Origin of the sequence: Pseudomonas canadensis, assembly GCF_000503215.1 — a bacterium.
In the GTDB taxonomy this organism is placed as follows: Bacteria; Pseudomonadota; Gammaproteobacteria; order Pseudomonadales; family Pseudomonadaceae; genus Aquipseudomonas; species Aquipseudomonas canadensis.
In genome coordinates this window covers 95,354-109,106 of record NZ_KI628540.1, presented here as the reverse complement: position 1 = coordinate 109,106, position 13,753 = coordinate 95,354, and the positions used below count along the sequence as shown (strand labels likewise).

Annotated in this window: 15 protein-coding genes; 5 read left to right on the top strand and 10 right to left on the bottom strand. The window is 61.1% G+C overall.

Annotated elements, in window-relative coordinates; translation table 11 throughout:
* Positions 1-74: 74 nt before the first annotated feature.
* Positions 75-497: a PaaI family thioesterase gene (locus tag U367_RS0128470; protein ID WP_028619598.1), complete on the bottom strand. Its 423-nt coding sequence runs from the start codon at positions 495-497 to the stop codon at positions 75-77.
* Positions 498-646: 149 nt separating this feature from the next.
* On the opposite strand from U367_RS0128470, the gene U367_RS0128465 reads away from it, so the two are divergent.
* Positions 647-1,510, top strand: a complete 864-nt coding sequence (locus U367_RS0128465; protein ID WP_028619597.1) for a DUF4349 domain-containing protein — start codon at positions 647-649, stop codon at positions 1,508-1,510.
* A gap of 72 nt (positions 1,511-1,582) precedes the next feature.
* On the opposite strand, the gene U367_RS0128460 is transcribed toward U367_RS0128465, so the two are convergent.
* A complete protein-coding gene (locus tag U367_RS0128460) occupies positions 1,583-2,668 on the bottom strand; it encodes a DUF1615 domain-containing protein (RefSeq protein ID WP_028619596.1) in 1,086 nt (361 codons plus the stop codon).
* Positions 2,669-2,816: 148 nt separating this feature from the next.
* On the opposite strand from U367_RS0128460, the gene U367_RS0128455 reads away from it, so the two are divergent.
* Positions 2,817-3,431, top strand: coding sequence for a LysE family translocator (locus tag U367_RS0128455; RefSeq protein ID WP_028619595.1), 615 nt, complete (start codon positions 2,817-2,819; stop codon positions 3,429-3,431).
* Between the two features lie 112 nt (positions 3,432-3,543).
* Here the strand turns inward: U367_RS0128455 and hemB are convergent, their stop codons facing one another.
* The 3 genes from hemB to U367_RS0128440 form a co-directional block, all read right to left on the bottom strand.
* Positions 3,544-4,518, bottom strand: coding sequence for a porphobilinogen synthase (hemB, locus tag U367_RS0128450; protein WP_028619594.1), 975 nt, complete (start codon positions 4,516-4,518; stop codon positions 3,544-3,546).
* 138 nt (positions 4,519-4,656) lie between these two features.
* On the bottom strand, positions 4,657-5,499 hold the full coding sequence (locus U367_RS0128445) for a PhzF family phenazine biosynthesis protein (protein ID WP_028619593.1): 843 nt from the start codon (positions 5,497-5,499) through the stop codon (positions 4,657-4,659).
* Between the two features lie 3 nt (positions 5,500-5,502).
* A complete protein-coding gene (locus U367_RS0128440) occupies positions 5,503-6,201 on the bottom strand; it encodes a glutathione S-transferase N-terminal domain-containing protein (RefSeq protein WP_028619592.1) in 699 nt (232 codons plus the stop codon).
* A gap of 249 nt (positions 6,202-6,450) precedes the next feature.
* On the opposite strand from U367_RS0128440, the gene U367_RS0128435 reads away from it, so the two are divergent.
* Positions 6,451-7,152 (top strand): hypothetical protein, encoded by a 702-nt coding sequence (locus U367_RS0128435; protein ID WP_028619591.1) that lies wholly within the window; start codon positions 6,451-6,453, stop codon positions 7,150-7,152.
* A gap of 44 nt (positions 7,153-7,196) precedes the next feature.
* Positions 7,197-8,252 carry a permease gene (locus U367_RS0128430; protein ID WP_028619590.1) on the top strand — a complete coding sequence of 352 codons (1,056 nt, stop codon included), beginning with the start codon at positions 7,197-7,199 and terminating at the stop codon, positions 8,250-8,252.
* On the opposite strand, the gene mnmH is transcribed toward U367_RS0128430, so the two are convergent.
* From mnmH to U367_RS0128410, 4 genes are all read right to left on the bottom strand, one after another.
* On the bottom strand, positions 8,242-9,345 hold the full coding sequence (gene mnmH / locus U367_RS0128425; protein ID WP_028619589.1) for a tRNA 2-selenouridine(34) synthase MnmH: 1,104 nt from the start codon (positions 9,343-9,345) through the stop codon (positions 8,242-8,244). The two genes, U367_RS0128430 and mnmH, sit on opposite strands and share 11 nt — an antisense overlap.
* Positions 9,345-10,379: a selenide, water dikinase SelD gene (gene selD / locus U367_RS0128420; protein WP_028619588.1), complete on the bottom strand. Its 1,035-nt coding sequence runs from the start codon at positions 10,377-10,379 to the stop codon at positions 9,345-9,347. The genes mnmH and selD overlap by 1 nt, the downstream gene beginning before the upstream one ends.
* 94 nt (positions 10,380-10,473) lie before the next feature.
* A complete protein-coding gene (locus U367_RS0128415; protein WP_010211333.1) occupies positions 10,474-11,226 on the bottom strand; it encodes a TerC family protein in 753 nt (250 codons plus the stop codon).
* 42 nt (positions 11,227-11,268) lie between these two features.
* Positions 11,269-11,520, bottom strand: a complete 252-nt coding sequence (locus U367_RS0128410) for a hypothetical protein (protein WP_028619587.1) — start codon at positions 11,518-11,520, stop codon at positions 11,269-11,271.
* A gap of 134 nt (positions 11,521-11,654) precedes the next feature.
* On the opposite strand from U367_RS0128410, the gene nhaR reads away from it, so the two are divergent.
* A complete protein-coding gene (gene nhaR, locus U367_RS0128405) occupies positions 11,655-12,557 on the top strand; it encodes a transcriptional activator NhaR (protein ID WP_028619586.1) in 903 nt (300 codons plus the stop codon).
* 4 nt (positions 12,558-12,561) lie between these two features.
* On the opposite strand, the gene U367_RS0128400 is transcribed toward nhaR, so the two are convergent.
* Entirely contained in the window at positions 12,562-13,719 is a 1,158-nt protein-coding gene (locus tag U367_RS0128400) for an MFS transporter (protein WP_028619585.1), read from the bottom strand.
* Positions 13,720-13,753 lie beyond the last annotated feature (34 nt).

Here is a 13,753-nt window from a genome sequence, read left to right as displayed (position 1 = left end):
TTTTCTTAATGCGTTCTATCTGAAAAACGCAGTTCAAATGTGGGAGCGGGCTTGCTCGCTCCCACATTTGATCTTTATTGCCTGTCGGATTGGGGCACCGCAAACACCGCATTCGCCCGCGCCACCACCTTCTCCCCCACCTGCAAGCTCACCGTGGCAAACGCCATCTGCCGCCCCCGCTTGTGATGCTCCAACCGCACCACAATCCACTCCCCGACCTGCACCGCCCCCAGGTAATCCAAGGTCATGCTCGCAGTAATCAACGGCAGTGGCGGCTCGCTGGAAAAGGCCATCGCGTAACCCATGCCGATGTCCGCCAGGGTCGCCAGCACGCCCCCATGCACGGTGCCGCGTCCATTGGCGTGGCGATTGTCGGCACGCAGGCCGATCTCCAGTTGCAGGCCCTCCCCTCGGCAATAGGCCGGGCCGAGCAGATCCAGCAATGGACTGCTGCGGGGCAATGACACAAAACCTTCAGGTACGGCGTGAGTGATCATGGCGGATTCTTCCCTGGAGTGAAGGTTGAGATGTACGCCTGGCCGCAAGCAGCGGCCATTACCATCTACCGCGCAAATCCCCCGCGATGCTTTGCGTTAATCCACCAGACCCGCTTTAATCGCCGCATCCACTCCCTCAAGGAACTGCAATGCGCCACCCGGACGGCAAATCCCTCGCACTTCGTGCCCCTCTTTTGACACTGCTCGCCGGCTTGGCCCTGGTTGGCTGCTCGCCCAGTGACCACTCGCGCGCACGGGTGATCAACGGCGAACAAAGCCGTGCCGGCGCGCAATTGGCCTACGAACACGAACTGAGTCTGGCCCTTCCCGGCGCTTTGCTTTCACCGCGCATGCAGGCCACTCGCGAAGCCTGCGAAACCGCGCGTTTTGGCGCCTGCAATATCCTCGGCATCACCGAAAACGACAGCGGCGGCCAGATCATCCTGCGCATCGCGCCGACCGGCGTGGAACCGATGGTCACGATGGCTGCTGAAGGTGGCAAACTCGGCCAGCGCATCACCACCGCTGAAGACCTGGCCGATGCCGTTGCCGATGTGCGCCGTCGCCAGGACCGTCTGCAAGCCCAGCAGCTACGCCTCGACGAACTGGCCAAACGCAAGGACATCACCGTCAGTGACCTGATTGCCTTAAGCAAGGAACAGGCGGGCATTGAAAACGAGCTGCAGGAACTGGCACAGGTTGCCGCCGGCCAGCAACGCCGCGTCGATACCAACCGTGTGACCCTGAACTTCCGCTCCTCCGACGGTGCAAACCAGCAGTCGAGGTTCAGCCGCATGCTCAGCAGCTTGGGCGACAACCTGGTGGACGGCACTGCCGACGCCCTGGAGCGGTCGGCCTATGTACTGCCGTTCGTGATCCTGGCGTTTCCGGTGGTGTGGTTGTGGGTGTGGCTGTGGCGCCGCTTTGTTGTGAAGAGCCGCCCTGTGGTGAGCGGGCTTGTCCCGCGCTTAGGTGCGAAGCACCCCCAGAATGAGCCGCAGAGTGACACCTGAAAGTCCTCAGTGTCTTTGATTGGGGCTGCTACGCACCCCAGCGCGGGACAAGCCCGCTCACCACAAAGCTGATCAGCGCTTCATGCACCGCTGATAACGTTCATTCACCCGCTTGGCGAACCAGGCGGTAGTGAGATTGCGGGTGATTTTGGGGCTCTTGAGCACGATGCCCGGCAGGATCGCCCGTGGCATCGGTTTGCCCGCGGCCTTGTCGGCCAGGGCAAACACGCGCTTGTAGAGGGTGGTGTCTTCAAAGTCCAGTTGCTCGCCTTGCTCCAACTGGCTGCGGATGCTGGGGTTGCGCATGTCCAGCTTCGCACCCAATGACCGCACCGCCAGCTCGGTAGTGCCCGGCAGCAGTGAACCGTAGCGAATCAGATCTCCATCCAAGGCCAGGTCGGTGCCCGAGGCACGGCTGACGGCAGCCTGGAACGCGGCATTGCGGCTGGCGTACCAGCCGGCATTGAAGTCGGCAAACCGGTACAACGGCTGGTCATAGTTAACCGGATAACCGAGCAAATGCGCGATACCGAAGTACATGCCGCCCCGGCGGGTGAACACTTCGCGGCGAATGCTGCCGTCCACCGTGTAGGGATAACCTCGCGCTTGTTTCTGCGCAAAGTCGATACTCACCTGCATCGGCCCTGCGGTATGCACCGGGTTGAAGCCACCAAACAGGGTCTTGCCTAGGGGCACCATGCTGATGAAGTCATCGAAGATGCCACTCAGGTCTTTCTCCGTACGTGCAGCGCCCAGGCGATCGGCGTAAGTCTTGCCGGTGGGCGAACGCAGTTGCAGTGCGCTGCGGACCACAAACGCCGGCACATGGACTTTTCCGGCGCGCCGCAGGATTTCATCCTGGGCGATCTTGCCCATGTTCGGCACGGGTGGGTCCACTTGGTAAGTGGACTCCTGCTCGGTCACCGCCAGCACCGCGCAGATGTTTTCCGTGCTGGGGTAGATTTTCTGGGTATCGAAGGCGGTGTAGATGTCCTGGGCCCACCCCTTGCGATCAGACACCTGGGCCGGTAGCAACTGCACGATCTGCGCCTTCACCTCGGCTTCGCCGCGCTCCGGCTGTTGCGGGTTGCGTGTGGTGGAGCAACCGGCCAGTACCAGTAAAGTGGTAAAGCACAGGATCAGGCGGCTTGGGTACATGGAGCTTCCTTGGGTGGCGGCGGGCCGGGGCATTGCAGATATCGACCGGTAAGTCTAACCAGGGTTCGCCCACCTTGCGCGCTCGCCAGTGACCCGAAAAATGTGACAGGATCGGTCATCGACCATTCGTACACGGAGTTTGAATGCCATGCTCAGCCTGAACTTCCTGATTACCTGCCTGATTGTCGTATTGATTCCCGGCACCGGCGTGATATTCACGGTGTCCACCGGCCTCACCGCCGGCAAGCGCGCCAGTGTATTCGCAGCGTTGGGCTGTACCGCCGGGATCATCCCGCATTTGCTGGCGTCTGTTCTCGGCCTGTCCGCCCTGCTTCACACCAGCGCATTGGCATTCGACATGCTCAAGTACGCAGGCGTCGCCTACCTGCTGTACGTAGCGTATGCCACCTGGCGCGATCGTTCGGCCTTTGCGGTCAGCGAAACACCGACGCTCTCCAGCGCATGGACCCTGATGTCGCGCGGCTTGTTGATGAACATTCTCAACCCGAAGCTGACCATTTTCTTCCTGGCCTTCCTGCCCCAGTTCGTCACGCCTGGTAGCACGGCGCCAGCCCTGCAAATGCTGGTGCTGAGCGCTGTATTCATGGCAATGACATTTGCGGTGTTCGTGGTGTATGGCCTGCTGGCCAACGTATTTCGCCGCGCGGTGATCGAATCACCACGGGTACAGAACTGGCTGCGCCGCAGCTTTGCGGCAGCCTTTGCGGGGCTGGGGTTGAACCTGGCGTTTGCGCAACGCTGACACCACACAAAACTGTAGGAGCTGGCTTGCCAGCGATAGCATCACCTCGGTTTTACTGAAAGACCGAGGTGCCTGTATCGCCGGCAAGCCAGCTCCTCCAGTGGAGGCAGGTTTAGATCCCAGCCAACGCCAAATCCATCGCAAAGTAGGTGAAGATCAAGTCCGCCCCCGCGCGCTTGATCGAGCCCAATGCCTCGCGCACCACACGGTCCTCATCAATCGCACCCGCCTGGGCACCGAATTTGATCATCGCGTATTCGCCGCTGACCTGGTACGCCGCCACCGGCAGGCGCGAGGCTTCGCGGATGTCGCGGATGATGTCGAGGTAGGCACCGGCAGGCTTGACCATCAGCGCATCCGCGCCTTCCTGTTCGTCCAGCAACGATTCGCGCACCGCTTCGCGGCGGTTCATCGGGTTCATCTGGTAGCTTTTACGGTCGCCCTTGAGCGCGCTGCCGCCGGCTTCACGGAACGGGCCGTAGAGGGCCGAGGCGAATTTGGTCGAGTACGCCATGATCGGGATATGAGTGAAACCGGCATCATCCAGGGCGCGGCGAATCGCCTGAACCTGGCCGTCCATCGCCGCCGAGGGTGCGATGACATCGGCACCCGCTCGGGCAGCGGCCACGGCTTGCTTGCCGAGGTTGACCAGGGTCGCGTCGTTGTCGACATGGGCACCGTGCATCACGCCACAGTGGCCATGATCGGTGTATTCGCAGAAGCAGGTGTCGGACATCACGATCATTTCCGGCACGGCGTCCTTGATGATCGAGGACATGCGCGAGACCAGGCCACGTTCCTTCCAAGTGTCGCTACCGCTGGCGTCCAAGTGGTGGGACACGCCAAAAGTCATCACCGACTTGATGCCGGCGCGGGCATAGCGCTCGATCTCGCCGGCCAGTTTCTTCTCAGGGATACGCAACACACCGGGCATGCTGGTGATGGGCACGAAATCGTCGATTTCTTCTTCGACGAAGATCGGCAGTACCAGATCGTTGAGGGTGAATTCGCTTTCCTGGAACAAACCACGCAGCTCCGGGGAGCGGCGCAGGCGGCGTGGGCGGGTTTGGGGGAACTGGCTGGTCATGGCTTTCCTATCAGAAGGCAGAAATCTTTGGGGCAGAAGGCAGAAATCTTTGGGGCGAAAGCTTATGCCCCTTGGCCCCGGCAGCACAAACGCCAAGGGGCCAATAGTGTATTGCGCCGCCCGTAACAATGCATTGATCTAGAGCTGCAATCGCCCTTCGATACACACCGCAACAGCGCCACCGACCCAGATTTCATCGCCCTCACGCTCAACACGAATCCGCCCTGCCCGTCCGATGGCCGTGCCCTGGCTAACCACATAGCACTCAGGCGCCAGGCCTTCGGCCAGCAGCCATTGGGCAACGCCAGCGTTCAGGCTGCCGGTGGCCGGGTCTTCTTGGGCGCCATCGCCCGCGATGAAGGCGCGGACTTCAAACTGTGCGTCCACATCATCCTGCGTGGGATCGCAGGGGGCGATCACGCCCACCGCCAAACCCAGCAGTTGCGAATAGTCCGGTTGTAGAGCCAGCACTTGATTGCGATCCGACAGCATCACTGCCAGCCAGCCCGCGCCGTTGTCGACCCATTGGCTGCGCACAATGGCTTCAGGCGCCAAACCCAGCGCCAGACGCACGCGCTCGATCAACAAGGCCTCCACCGGCCCGGAGCGCAATAACGGCGGCGCGATAAATGCCAGCTCATCGCCCTGGCGACGGATACGCACCAGGCCGATTTCGCACTCCTGGATGATCTCCTCGCCTTGCGCAATCCCGCCGGCCTTCAGCCACGCGTGGCAACTGCCCAGCGTCGGGTGCCCGGCGAACGGCAGCTCCGTCAAGGTGGTAAAGATTCGCACCCGGTAGTCGGCCCTGGGATCACGCGGCGTCAGCAAAAACGTGGTTTCGCTGAGGTTGGTCCAGTTGGCGAAGTCCGCCATCTGCTGATCCGTCAGGCTGTCAGCACCGAACACCACCGCCAGCGGGTTGCCTTTAAGCGGCACGCTGCTGAAGACGTCCAGTTGCTTGAAATCAAAAGTCGGCATGCTTCAACTCGGAATATTAAGGCCACGGATCACTGCCGGCCGGGCGACGAAACCGTCCAGCGCGCGCAGCACATTAGGGAAGTCGGCGATGCCCACCAGGTCACCGGACTCGTAGAAGCCGATCAGGTTGCGGATCCACGGGAAGGTCGCGATGTCGGCGATGCTGTACTCGTCGCCCATGATCCATGTGCGGCCCAGCAGGCGTTTCTCCAGCACGTCGAGCAAGCGCCGGGATTCGGCGGCGTAGCGGTCACGGGGACGCTTGTCTTCGTAGGCCTTGCCGGCGAATTTATTGAAGAACCCCAACTGGCCAAACATCGGCCCGATGCCGCCCATCTGGAACATCAGCCACTGGATCGTTTCATAGCGGGTGGCCGGATCTTCGGAGAGCAACTGGCTGGTTTTCTCCGCCAGATAGATCAGGATCGCGCCGGACTCGAACAGCGCCAGTGGCGAACCGCCAGGGCCATTGGGGTCGATGATCGCGGGGATCTTGTTGTTGGGATTCAGGGACAGGAACTCGGGCGACAACTGGTCCTGGGTCTCGAAGCTGACTTTGTGGGCTTCATAGGGCAGCCCCAGCTCTTCGAGCATGATCGAGACTTTTACCCCATTGGGCGTCGGCAGCGAGTAAAGCTGCAAGCGTTCGGGGTGCTGCGCGGGCCATTTGCTGTTGATCGGGAAAGCGGCGAGTGGGTTCATCGTAAGTCCCTGTTCAGAAAGTCCCCATCATAGCTATCACTACGGTGCCCTGCATGGGTCATCAATACGCAACAACCGCTGGCTATTATCCCGCATGGGCGAACCAATAGGCCCGAGGGCACTCTTAAGTGCACTCAAACGGTGAATGGAGGCAACACGTTTTATTGACAGGGAACACCGCAGGACGCTGGATGCGTCACTGGGCCGGGCTTGTCCGCCTTAATCCGATGCACTGAAGACTCGACACTAATGATTATCAAGCCTCTGTGCCTTGCGCTACGCCTGAAACGATATTCATACATCATGTTGCCGCTGCTGCTCGTAGGCGGTGCTATCGGCCTGACCCTGGAGTCGCGCGTCAGCAGCGCCGAGCCGGTGGACGGCGTACAAACCCTGGTGTTCCTGCGCCATGGCGAAAAACCCGCCGGCGGCTTGGGCCAGCTCAACTGCCAGGGCCTCAACCGAGCGATGAACCTGGCCACCCTGCTCCCGGAAAAATTCGGCAAGGCCAACTTCGTGTTCGCCGCCAACCCGACACGGAATGTGGAAGAAGGCGAACTGGACAATTCCTACAGCTACATTCGCCCGTTGATGACCATCACCCCCAGCGCCATCAAATTGGGCCTGCCGGTGAACATCAAGTTTTCGGCGAACGATACCCACGACCTCGCTGACGAGTTGGTGGAGGACAAGTACCACAACTCCATCATCTACACCGCCTGGTCCCACGGCTATCTGCCGGAGCTGATCAACAGGGTGGCGAGCGAAGCGTCGGGCGAAAAGCACACCATCACCGATGACTGGTCCGGCAGCGACTACGACACGCTCTACGTGCTGACCCTGACCTGGCATAACGGCAAGGCCTCGCTGCTGAGCCGCAACTACAAGCAAGGCTTGAACGACGGCGACAAAAGCTGCCCCGAACCGACGCAGGTGAGTGCCGATAGCTGACAGCGTATGATGCGCCGCTATCGACTCACCTGCGGATCATCACCATGCCTGACCTCACGTCCTCCCAACCCAATCGGGGCTGGTCCTTCTGGTGGAAACCTGCGCTGTTCCTGCTGGTTGCCTGCGTCGGCCTTTACTATGTGAAGTGGTCGCCCTACTACCTCAAGGCTTTCGTTGCCGCCGACAACCACAGTATCGGCACCTCGATCCTCAACGATCAACAAAGCGCGCCTTTGGCAGCGGCACTCGCCTACGCCCAGGTGTATTTCCTGGCGATCTGGAAAGCCGCCGTGCTGGCGGTGATCCTCGGCTCGCTCCTGCAAGTGCTGATTCCACGGGATTGGCTGCTGCGTCTGTTTGGACGTGCCGGGCTTGCCTCGACGTTGCGCGGCGGGCTGTTCGCGTTGCCGGGCATGATGTGCAGCTGCTGCGCGGCACCGGTCGCGGCGGGCATGCGCCGCCAGCGGGTATCGGTGGGCGCGGCGTTGGCGTTCTGGATCGCCAACCCGGTACTGAATCCGGCGACCCTGGTGTTCATGGGCTTTGTGCTGGGCTGGGGCTTCACCGCACTCAGGCTGGTGGCGGGCATTGTGCTTGTCGTCGGAGTGTCGCTGGTGGCACAGCGTATTGCCGGTCCGGAGCAGGTACCGGAAGCGGCGCTGGATGCGGTGGCCGAAGCCAGCATTGGCGAGTCGCAGCCGTTCTTGAGTCGTTGGCTGCGCACTTTGTGGCAGCTGTTCTGGAGCACGATTCCGATCTACATCCTGGCGGTATTGATACTGGGCGCGGCGCGGGTCTGGCTGTTTCCCCATGTGGACGGCGCCATGACCAACAGCCTGGTGTGGCTGGTGCCGCTGGCGATTGTCGGCACGTTGTTCGTGATTCCCACCGCCGCAGAGATCCCTATCGTACAAACCATGATGGCCCTGGGCATGGGCACTGGCCCAGCGGTGGCGCTGCTGATGACCTTACCCAGCGTGAGCCTGCCGTCACTGCTGATGCTGCGCAAGGATTTCGATACGCGGGTGCTGGTGACGGTGGCCGGGCTGACAATCCTGGTGGGGGTGGCCTGCGGCTTGATCGGCGCCGCTATCCTTTAGCCTGGGCGCGCTCGCGCAGATACGCCACCACGGCGCCCTGCTCGCCGGCAAACTCGATACGTGCGCCTTTGCTTTCACGTTGGAAGGCGTACATCGGGTCGTAATATTCCCGCAAAAGCCCTTCGATCCAGGCCCGGTGCAGGTCTACGGCGCCGCTGTGGGCCTGTTCTACCAGGGCGTCCTGCAGGATCGCCTGCAACCGCTGGTAACGCTCACCGCCCAGGCGCTTGTGGATATTGGCCAGGCTCTGGGTCAGGCGCTCGGCGAACAACGCCTGGCCGCGCTCGCCAAACACCTCGACGAATTCCGCACACAAGTCCACGACGTAAGCTTGCAGGATCCGTTCGACCCGGCCTGCCACGCTGTCTTCCAACCACACCATCGGGAACGACTGCATACCCTTGTGCAACGGCAGTGGCAACGCGCAACTGCCGATCATGCGGCTTTCGTCCTCGACCACAAACTGCTCGATACCGGCGGCGCGTTTCTTCAGCAGGTCCACCGCCAGGCGGTTTTCGAAATCGATGTTGGACGGCTGCGCCGTGGCGCGCTTGCCGAAGCTGGAACCACGATGGTTGGCGTGGCCTTCCAGGTCCAGGGCATTGCGCAATTGACCGAGCACCTCGGTCTTGCCGGTGCCGGTCATGCCGCCCAGCAATACAAAATCACACTGGGCCGCAGCCTGCTCAACGGTCTCCAGCAAAAAGCTGCGCATGGCCTTATAGCCACCGCCCACACGCGGGTACTCGATACCCGCCTCGGTCTTTAGCCACTGCTGCACGATCTGCGAACGCAGCCCTCCACGGAAACAGTAGAGGTAGCCATCGGGGTTGGCCTGGGCGAAACGCGCCCAGTGTTCGATGCGCTCGGCCTTGATTGCGCCGGACACCAGTTCATGTCCGAGCACGATGGCCGCCTGCTGGCCTTGCTGTTTGTAGCAGGTGCCGACCCGCTGGCGCTCGTCATCGGTCATCAGCGGTAGATTGACTACACCTGGAAAGGCGCCTTTGACGAACTCGACCGGCGCGCGGGTATCCATCATCGGCCGGTCGTTGAGAAAGATGTCGCGGTAGTCGGTGATATCAGTCGCCATCAAATCACCTCAACCGCGTGGGTCTGTCGCTCGACCAGTTCGCCGATAGGTTTCAGGACCAGGCCCAGTTCAGCCGCCACAGTGTGGAATTCGGCATCGCCCTCGGGCGTGACGGCGATCAACAGGCCGCCGCTGGTCTGCGGGTCGCACAGCACACGCTTGTGCAGCTCCTGAAGACGTCCGAGTTTGCTTGAATAGCTGTCGAAGTTGCGCAACGTACCGCCGGGCATGCAGCCCTGATCCAGATAATCTTCGATCCCGGCTAAGCGAGGGACATTGTTGTACTCGATGCGCGCCGTCAGGCCGCTGCCATCGGCCATTTCCACCAAGTGGCCCAACAGCCCGAAACCGGTGACATCGGTCATCGCCGTCACCCCCGCCAACTTGCCGAAACGACTGCCGGGCTTGTTCAGGGTGCACATCCAGTCCCGGGCCAGGCCGATATCTGCTTCGCGCAATTTGCCCTTCTTCTCGGCGGTTGTGAGGATGCCGATGCCCAGAGGCTTGGTCAGGTACAGCCGGCAACCGGCGCTGGCCGTGTCGTTGCGCTTCATATGGCGCTTTTGCACGAGGCCGGTCACTGCCAGCCCGAAGATGGGCTCCGGGGCATCGATCGAGTGGCCGCCCGCCAGGGGAATACCGGCTTCGTCGCACACGGAACGGCCGCCACGGATCACCTCGCGGGCAATCTCCGGCGCCAGCACATTCACCGGCCAACCCAGAATGGCGATGGCCATCAACGGATCGCCGCCCATGGCGTAGATGTCACTGATGGCGTTGGTGGCGGCAATCCGGCCGAAATCGAAGGGGTCATCGACAATCGGCATGAAAAAGTCGGTGGTGGAGACCACGCCGCGCTCATCGTCAATGGCGTACACCGCCGCATCGTCGCGTGAAGCGTTGCCCACCCACAGCTTGGGGTCGAGGTGCTGTGCGCCGCTACCGGCAAGGATCACCTCCAATACCTGGGGCGATATCTTGCAGCCACACCCCGCGCCGTGACTGTACTGGGTAAGACGAATCGGCTCGTTCATGTAGGACCTCACGCTATCAAGTGCGCGAATTCTAACAGACAGCAAAAGGCCGGCTGGACTCTTGTGAGCACAGCCGGCCTTTTGGTTTCAGCCGTTATTGCCGGGCAGCAAGCAAACGCTTGTGACGGTTACGACGGGCAATGTTCAAACATTCGATCGCCGCCGAGAACGCCATGGCCGCATACACGTAGCCTTTAGGCACATGGGCGCCGAAGCCTTCGGCGATCAACGTCATGCCGATCATGATCAGGAAGCCCAGGGCCAACATCACCACGGTCGGGTTGTCGTTGATGAACTTGGCCAGCGGTTCGGCCGCCACCAGCATCACGATCACCGAAGTCACTACGGCAATGATCATGATCGGCAAGTGCTCAGTCATGCCCACAGCGGTGATGATGCTGTCGATGGAGAACACTAGGTCAAGCAACAGGATCTGGCCGATGGCCGCGGCAAAACCGATGGCCACGACGTTGCCGGCGCTGGTTTCCTTCTCTTCCGGCTCCGGGTCCATGCTGTGATGGATCTCGGTGGTTGCCTTCCACACCAGGAACAGACCACCGGCGATCAGGATCATGTCCTTCCACGAAAACGCCTGGCCAAACACTTCGAATACCGGTGCGGTCAACTGCACGATGAACGCGATGGTGCTCAGCAGGCCCAGACGCAACACCAACGCCATGCTGATACCGATGCGTCGTGCCTTGGCCCGATGCTGCTCCGGCAGCTTGTTGGTGAGGATCGAAATGAAGATCAGGTTATCGATGCCCAGCACGATCTCCATGACGATCAAGGTCGCCAGGGCAACCCAGGCGGTGGGGCTGGCGGCCAGTTGTAAAAGGTAATCCATAGGTCAGTCCTGACGTTCTTCGTAAATATAAAGGGCGGGAAATTAGGCTTCTTTGCTGTTCGATTCGCTTTCTTTGTCTTCCTGATCATCCTTGTTCTGCGGGTTGATCAGGCCGTTTGTCGCTTCACTCAATGCCTGCTCGGCCGCCTTGTGCGTGTCATCGATGGCTTGCTTGGCCGATTCGGTGGCCTTGCCCAGCACCTGCTGCGCGCTTTTCTCGACCTGATCGCAGCCGCTGATCACTACCAATGTAAGCGCAAGCAACGATGCCTTGCCCAGGGAATTGAGTTTCATGATGTCTTCCTCGTTAGAACCATTGGGTCCAAATAGTGGCCCCGCGATAGCGAGGCATTCTATGCAGGTGAACAGTTCAGGAAAATTCGTATTTTTCTCGAGTATACTTCGGCTTTTACGAAGTTATGGTCGTCATGCTCAATTACCGACAACTGCACTACTTCTGGGTGGTGGCCAAGACTGGCAGCATCGTGCGTGCGTGTGAGCAGCTTAACCTCACGCCCCAGACCATCAGCGGGCAGATCAGCCTGTTGGAGCAAACCTTTGGTATCGCGCTGTTTCAGCGTGTCGGCCGTCAGTTGGAGTTGACTGAAGCCGGGCGCCAGGCCCTGCCCTACGCCGAGCAGATGTTCCAGACCGGCAATGAATTGGAGGCCATGCTGCGCGCGCAGCCCGATGAACAGCAGATTCTGTTCCGTGTCGGCGTGGCGGATGTGGTGCCCAAATCCATCGTTTACCGACTGATCGCACCGACCATGGAGTTGAGCGAACCGATCCGCATCACCTGCCGCGAAGACAAGCTCGAACGCCTGCTGGCAGACCTGGCCATCCAGCGCCTGGACCTGGTGATTTCTGACAGCCCCATGCCAACGCACCTGGACATCAGGGGCTACAGCCAGAAGTTGGGAGAATGCGGTATCAGCTTTTTCGCCACCCAAGCGCTGGCCGACGCATATGGCGGGGATTTCCCGCAGTGCCTGCACGGCGCGCCGCTATTGATCCCAGGGGCGGAAACCGTGGTCCGCAGCCGTTTGCAGCGCTGGTTCGCCGAACAGCAGATCCAGCCGAAGATCATCGGTGAGTTCGATGACAGCGCCTTGATGCAGGCCTTCGGCCAATCCGGCAGCGGGATTTTTATCGCCCCCAGCGTGATTGCCGATGAGGTGGTGCGCCAGTACGGCGTGGCGCTGATTGGCCAGACTGTGGCGGTGACCGAGTCGTTCTACGCGATCTCGGTGGAACGCAAGGTCAAGCACCCCGGCATCGTGGCGATTACCGAAGGCGCTCGACGGGAGTTGTTTACCACCCTGCCCTGACGGTTCAAGCCTGGGAGGCGACCGGGTGCTTGGCAGTCATCAACCACAACGCCAGCAGGATCGACACCAGGATAAACCCGGACGCAGCAAAGCCCAGGCTGCCCAGGCCGAGGGTGTCGATCACATGGCCACCTACCAGGGCGCCCAGGCCGATGCCCAGGTTGGCCCCGGCGATGTTCAGCGACGCGCCAAATGCCGGCGCATGGGGCGCGGCTTTCATCAAGCGCACATGGCTGACCAGAAACATCGCCGCCTGGGTCACGCCCCACACGGCCATCGCCGCCGCCAGGCCAATGGTGGAATGGATCGCCGGTACCAACGCCACCATGCCCGCAATCATGAAGCCGCAGAACACCATCGACGCGATCAACGGGTGGCGATCCACCGCACGCCCGCCCAACGAATTGCCAATCAGCCCGACCGCACCGAAGCCCATCAGGCACCAGCCCACCAACGTACCGTCGAAACCGGCCAGTCGCTCGAGAATATCCGCCAAATAGGTGTACGCCGTGAACATGCCGCTGAACACCAGGATCGACAGCAGGATATGGCCCTGCATCAGCGGGTTACGCAGGATCTTGAACTGCGAGCGCAGCGTCACTTGATCGTTCTTCGGCTGGGTCACCGGCAGGTAGATAAACAGCAACAAGGCCTTGGCCAATGCCACCACCGCAAGGATGGCAAACGCGCTGCGCCAGCCGAACATATCGGAAATCAGCGTGCCCACCGGAATGCCGAACACCGTGGCGCAGACGATGCCGAAGCCGATCTTCTCAATAGCGCGCCCGGCGAATTCGGGGCCGACGATGTCCACCGCCGTTTCGCTGGCCAACGCCCAGAACACCGGCAAACCCAGTGCCGGGATCAGCCGCGCCACTGCCATCACCCAGATATTCGGTGCCAGCGCCGCCACGGTATTGGCCACGCCGAACAGGATCAGAATGCTGATAAACAGCCGCTTGCGTGGGAAACGCGCGCAGTAGGCCGTCAGAAACGGCCCAAAGGCCGCCACGGTAAACGCAAACAAGGTCACCAGCAGCCCGGCTTGGGACACACTCACATTCAGGTCCCGGGCGATGGAGGGCAGCAGGCCGACGATGACGAATTCCGTGGTCAGCACGGTAAAGCCGGCGGCCGACAGCAGCAGGATGGGAAACAACATGAAAACTCCAGAAACGACGACATCAACGACAGCC

Excerpts from the sequence above, each read along its gene's own strand:
- U367_RS0128470 (WP_028619598.1), bottom strand. The coding sequence starts at position 497 with ATGATCACTCACGCCGTACCTGAAGGTTTTGTGTCATTGCCCCGCAGC.
- U367_RS0128465 (WP_028619597.1), top strand. The coding sequence starts at position 647 with ATGCGCCACCCGGACGGCAAATCCCTCGCACTTCGTGCCCCTCTTTTG.
- U367_RS0128460 (WP_028619596.1), bottom strand. The coding sequence starts at position 2,668 with ATGTACCCAAGCCGCCTGATCCTGTGCTTTACCACTTTACTGGTACTG.
- U367_RS0128455 (WP_028619595.1), top strand. The coding sequence starts at position 2,817 with ATGCTCAGCCTGAACTTCCTGATTACCTGCCTGATTGTCGTATTGATT.
- hemB (WP_028619594.1), bottom strand. The coding sequence starts at position 4,518 with ATGACCAGCCAGTTCCCCCAAACCCGCCCACGCCGCCTGCGCCGCTCC.
- U367_RS0128445 (WP_028619593.1), bottom strand. The coding sequence starts at position 5,499 with ATGCCGACTTTTGATTTCAAGCAACTGGACGTCTTCAGCAGCGTGCCG.
- U367_RS0128440 (WP_028619592.1), bottom strand. The coding sequence starts at position 6,201 with ATGAACCCACTCGCCGCTTTCCCGATCAACAGCAAATGGCCCGCGCAG.
- U367_RS0128435 (WP_028619591.1), top strand. The coding sequence starts at position 6,451 with ATGATTATCAAGCCTCTGTGCCTTGCGCTACGCCTGAAACGATATTCA.
- U367_RS0128430 (WP_028619590.1), top strand. The coding sequence starts at position 7,197 with ATGCCTGACCTCACGTCCTCCCAACCCAATCGGGGCTGGTCCTTCTGG.
- mnmH (WP_028619589.1), bottom strand. The coding sequence starts at position 9,345 with ATGGCGACTGATATCACCGACTACCGCGACATCTTTCTCAACGACCGG.
- selD (WP_028619588.1), bottom strand. The coding sequence starts at position 10,379 with ATGAACGAGCCGATTCGTCTTACCCAGTACAGTCACGGCGCGGGGTGT.
- U367_RS0128415 (WP_010211333.1), bottom strand. The coding sequence starts at position 11,226 with ATGGATTACCTTTTACAACTGGCCGCCAGCCCCACCGCCTGGGTTGCC.
- U367_RS0128410 (WP_028619587.1), bottom strand. The coding sequence starts at position 11,520 with ATGAAACTCAATTCCCTGGGCAAGGCATCGTTGCTTGCGCTTACATTG.
- nhaR (WP_028619586.1), top strand. The coding sequence starts at position 11,655 with ATGCTCAATTACCGACAACTGCACTACTTCTGGGTGGTGGCCAAGACT.
- U367_RS0128400 (WP_028619585.1), bottom strand. The coding sequence starts at position 13,719 with ATGTTGTTTCCCATCCTGCTGCTGTCGGCCGCCGGCTTTACCGTGCTG.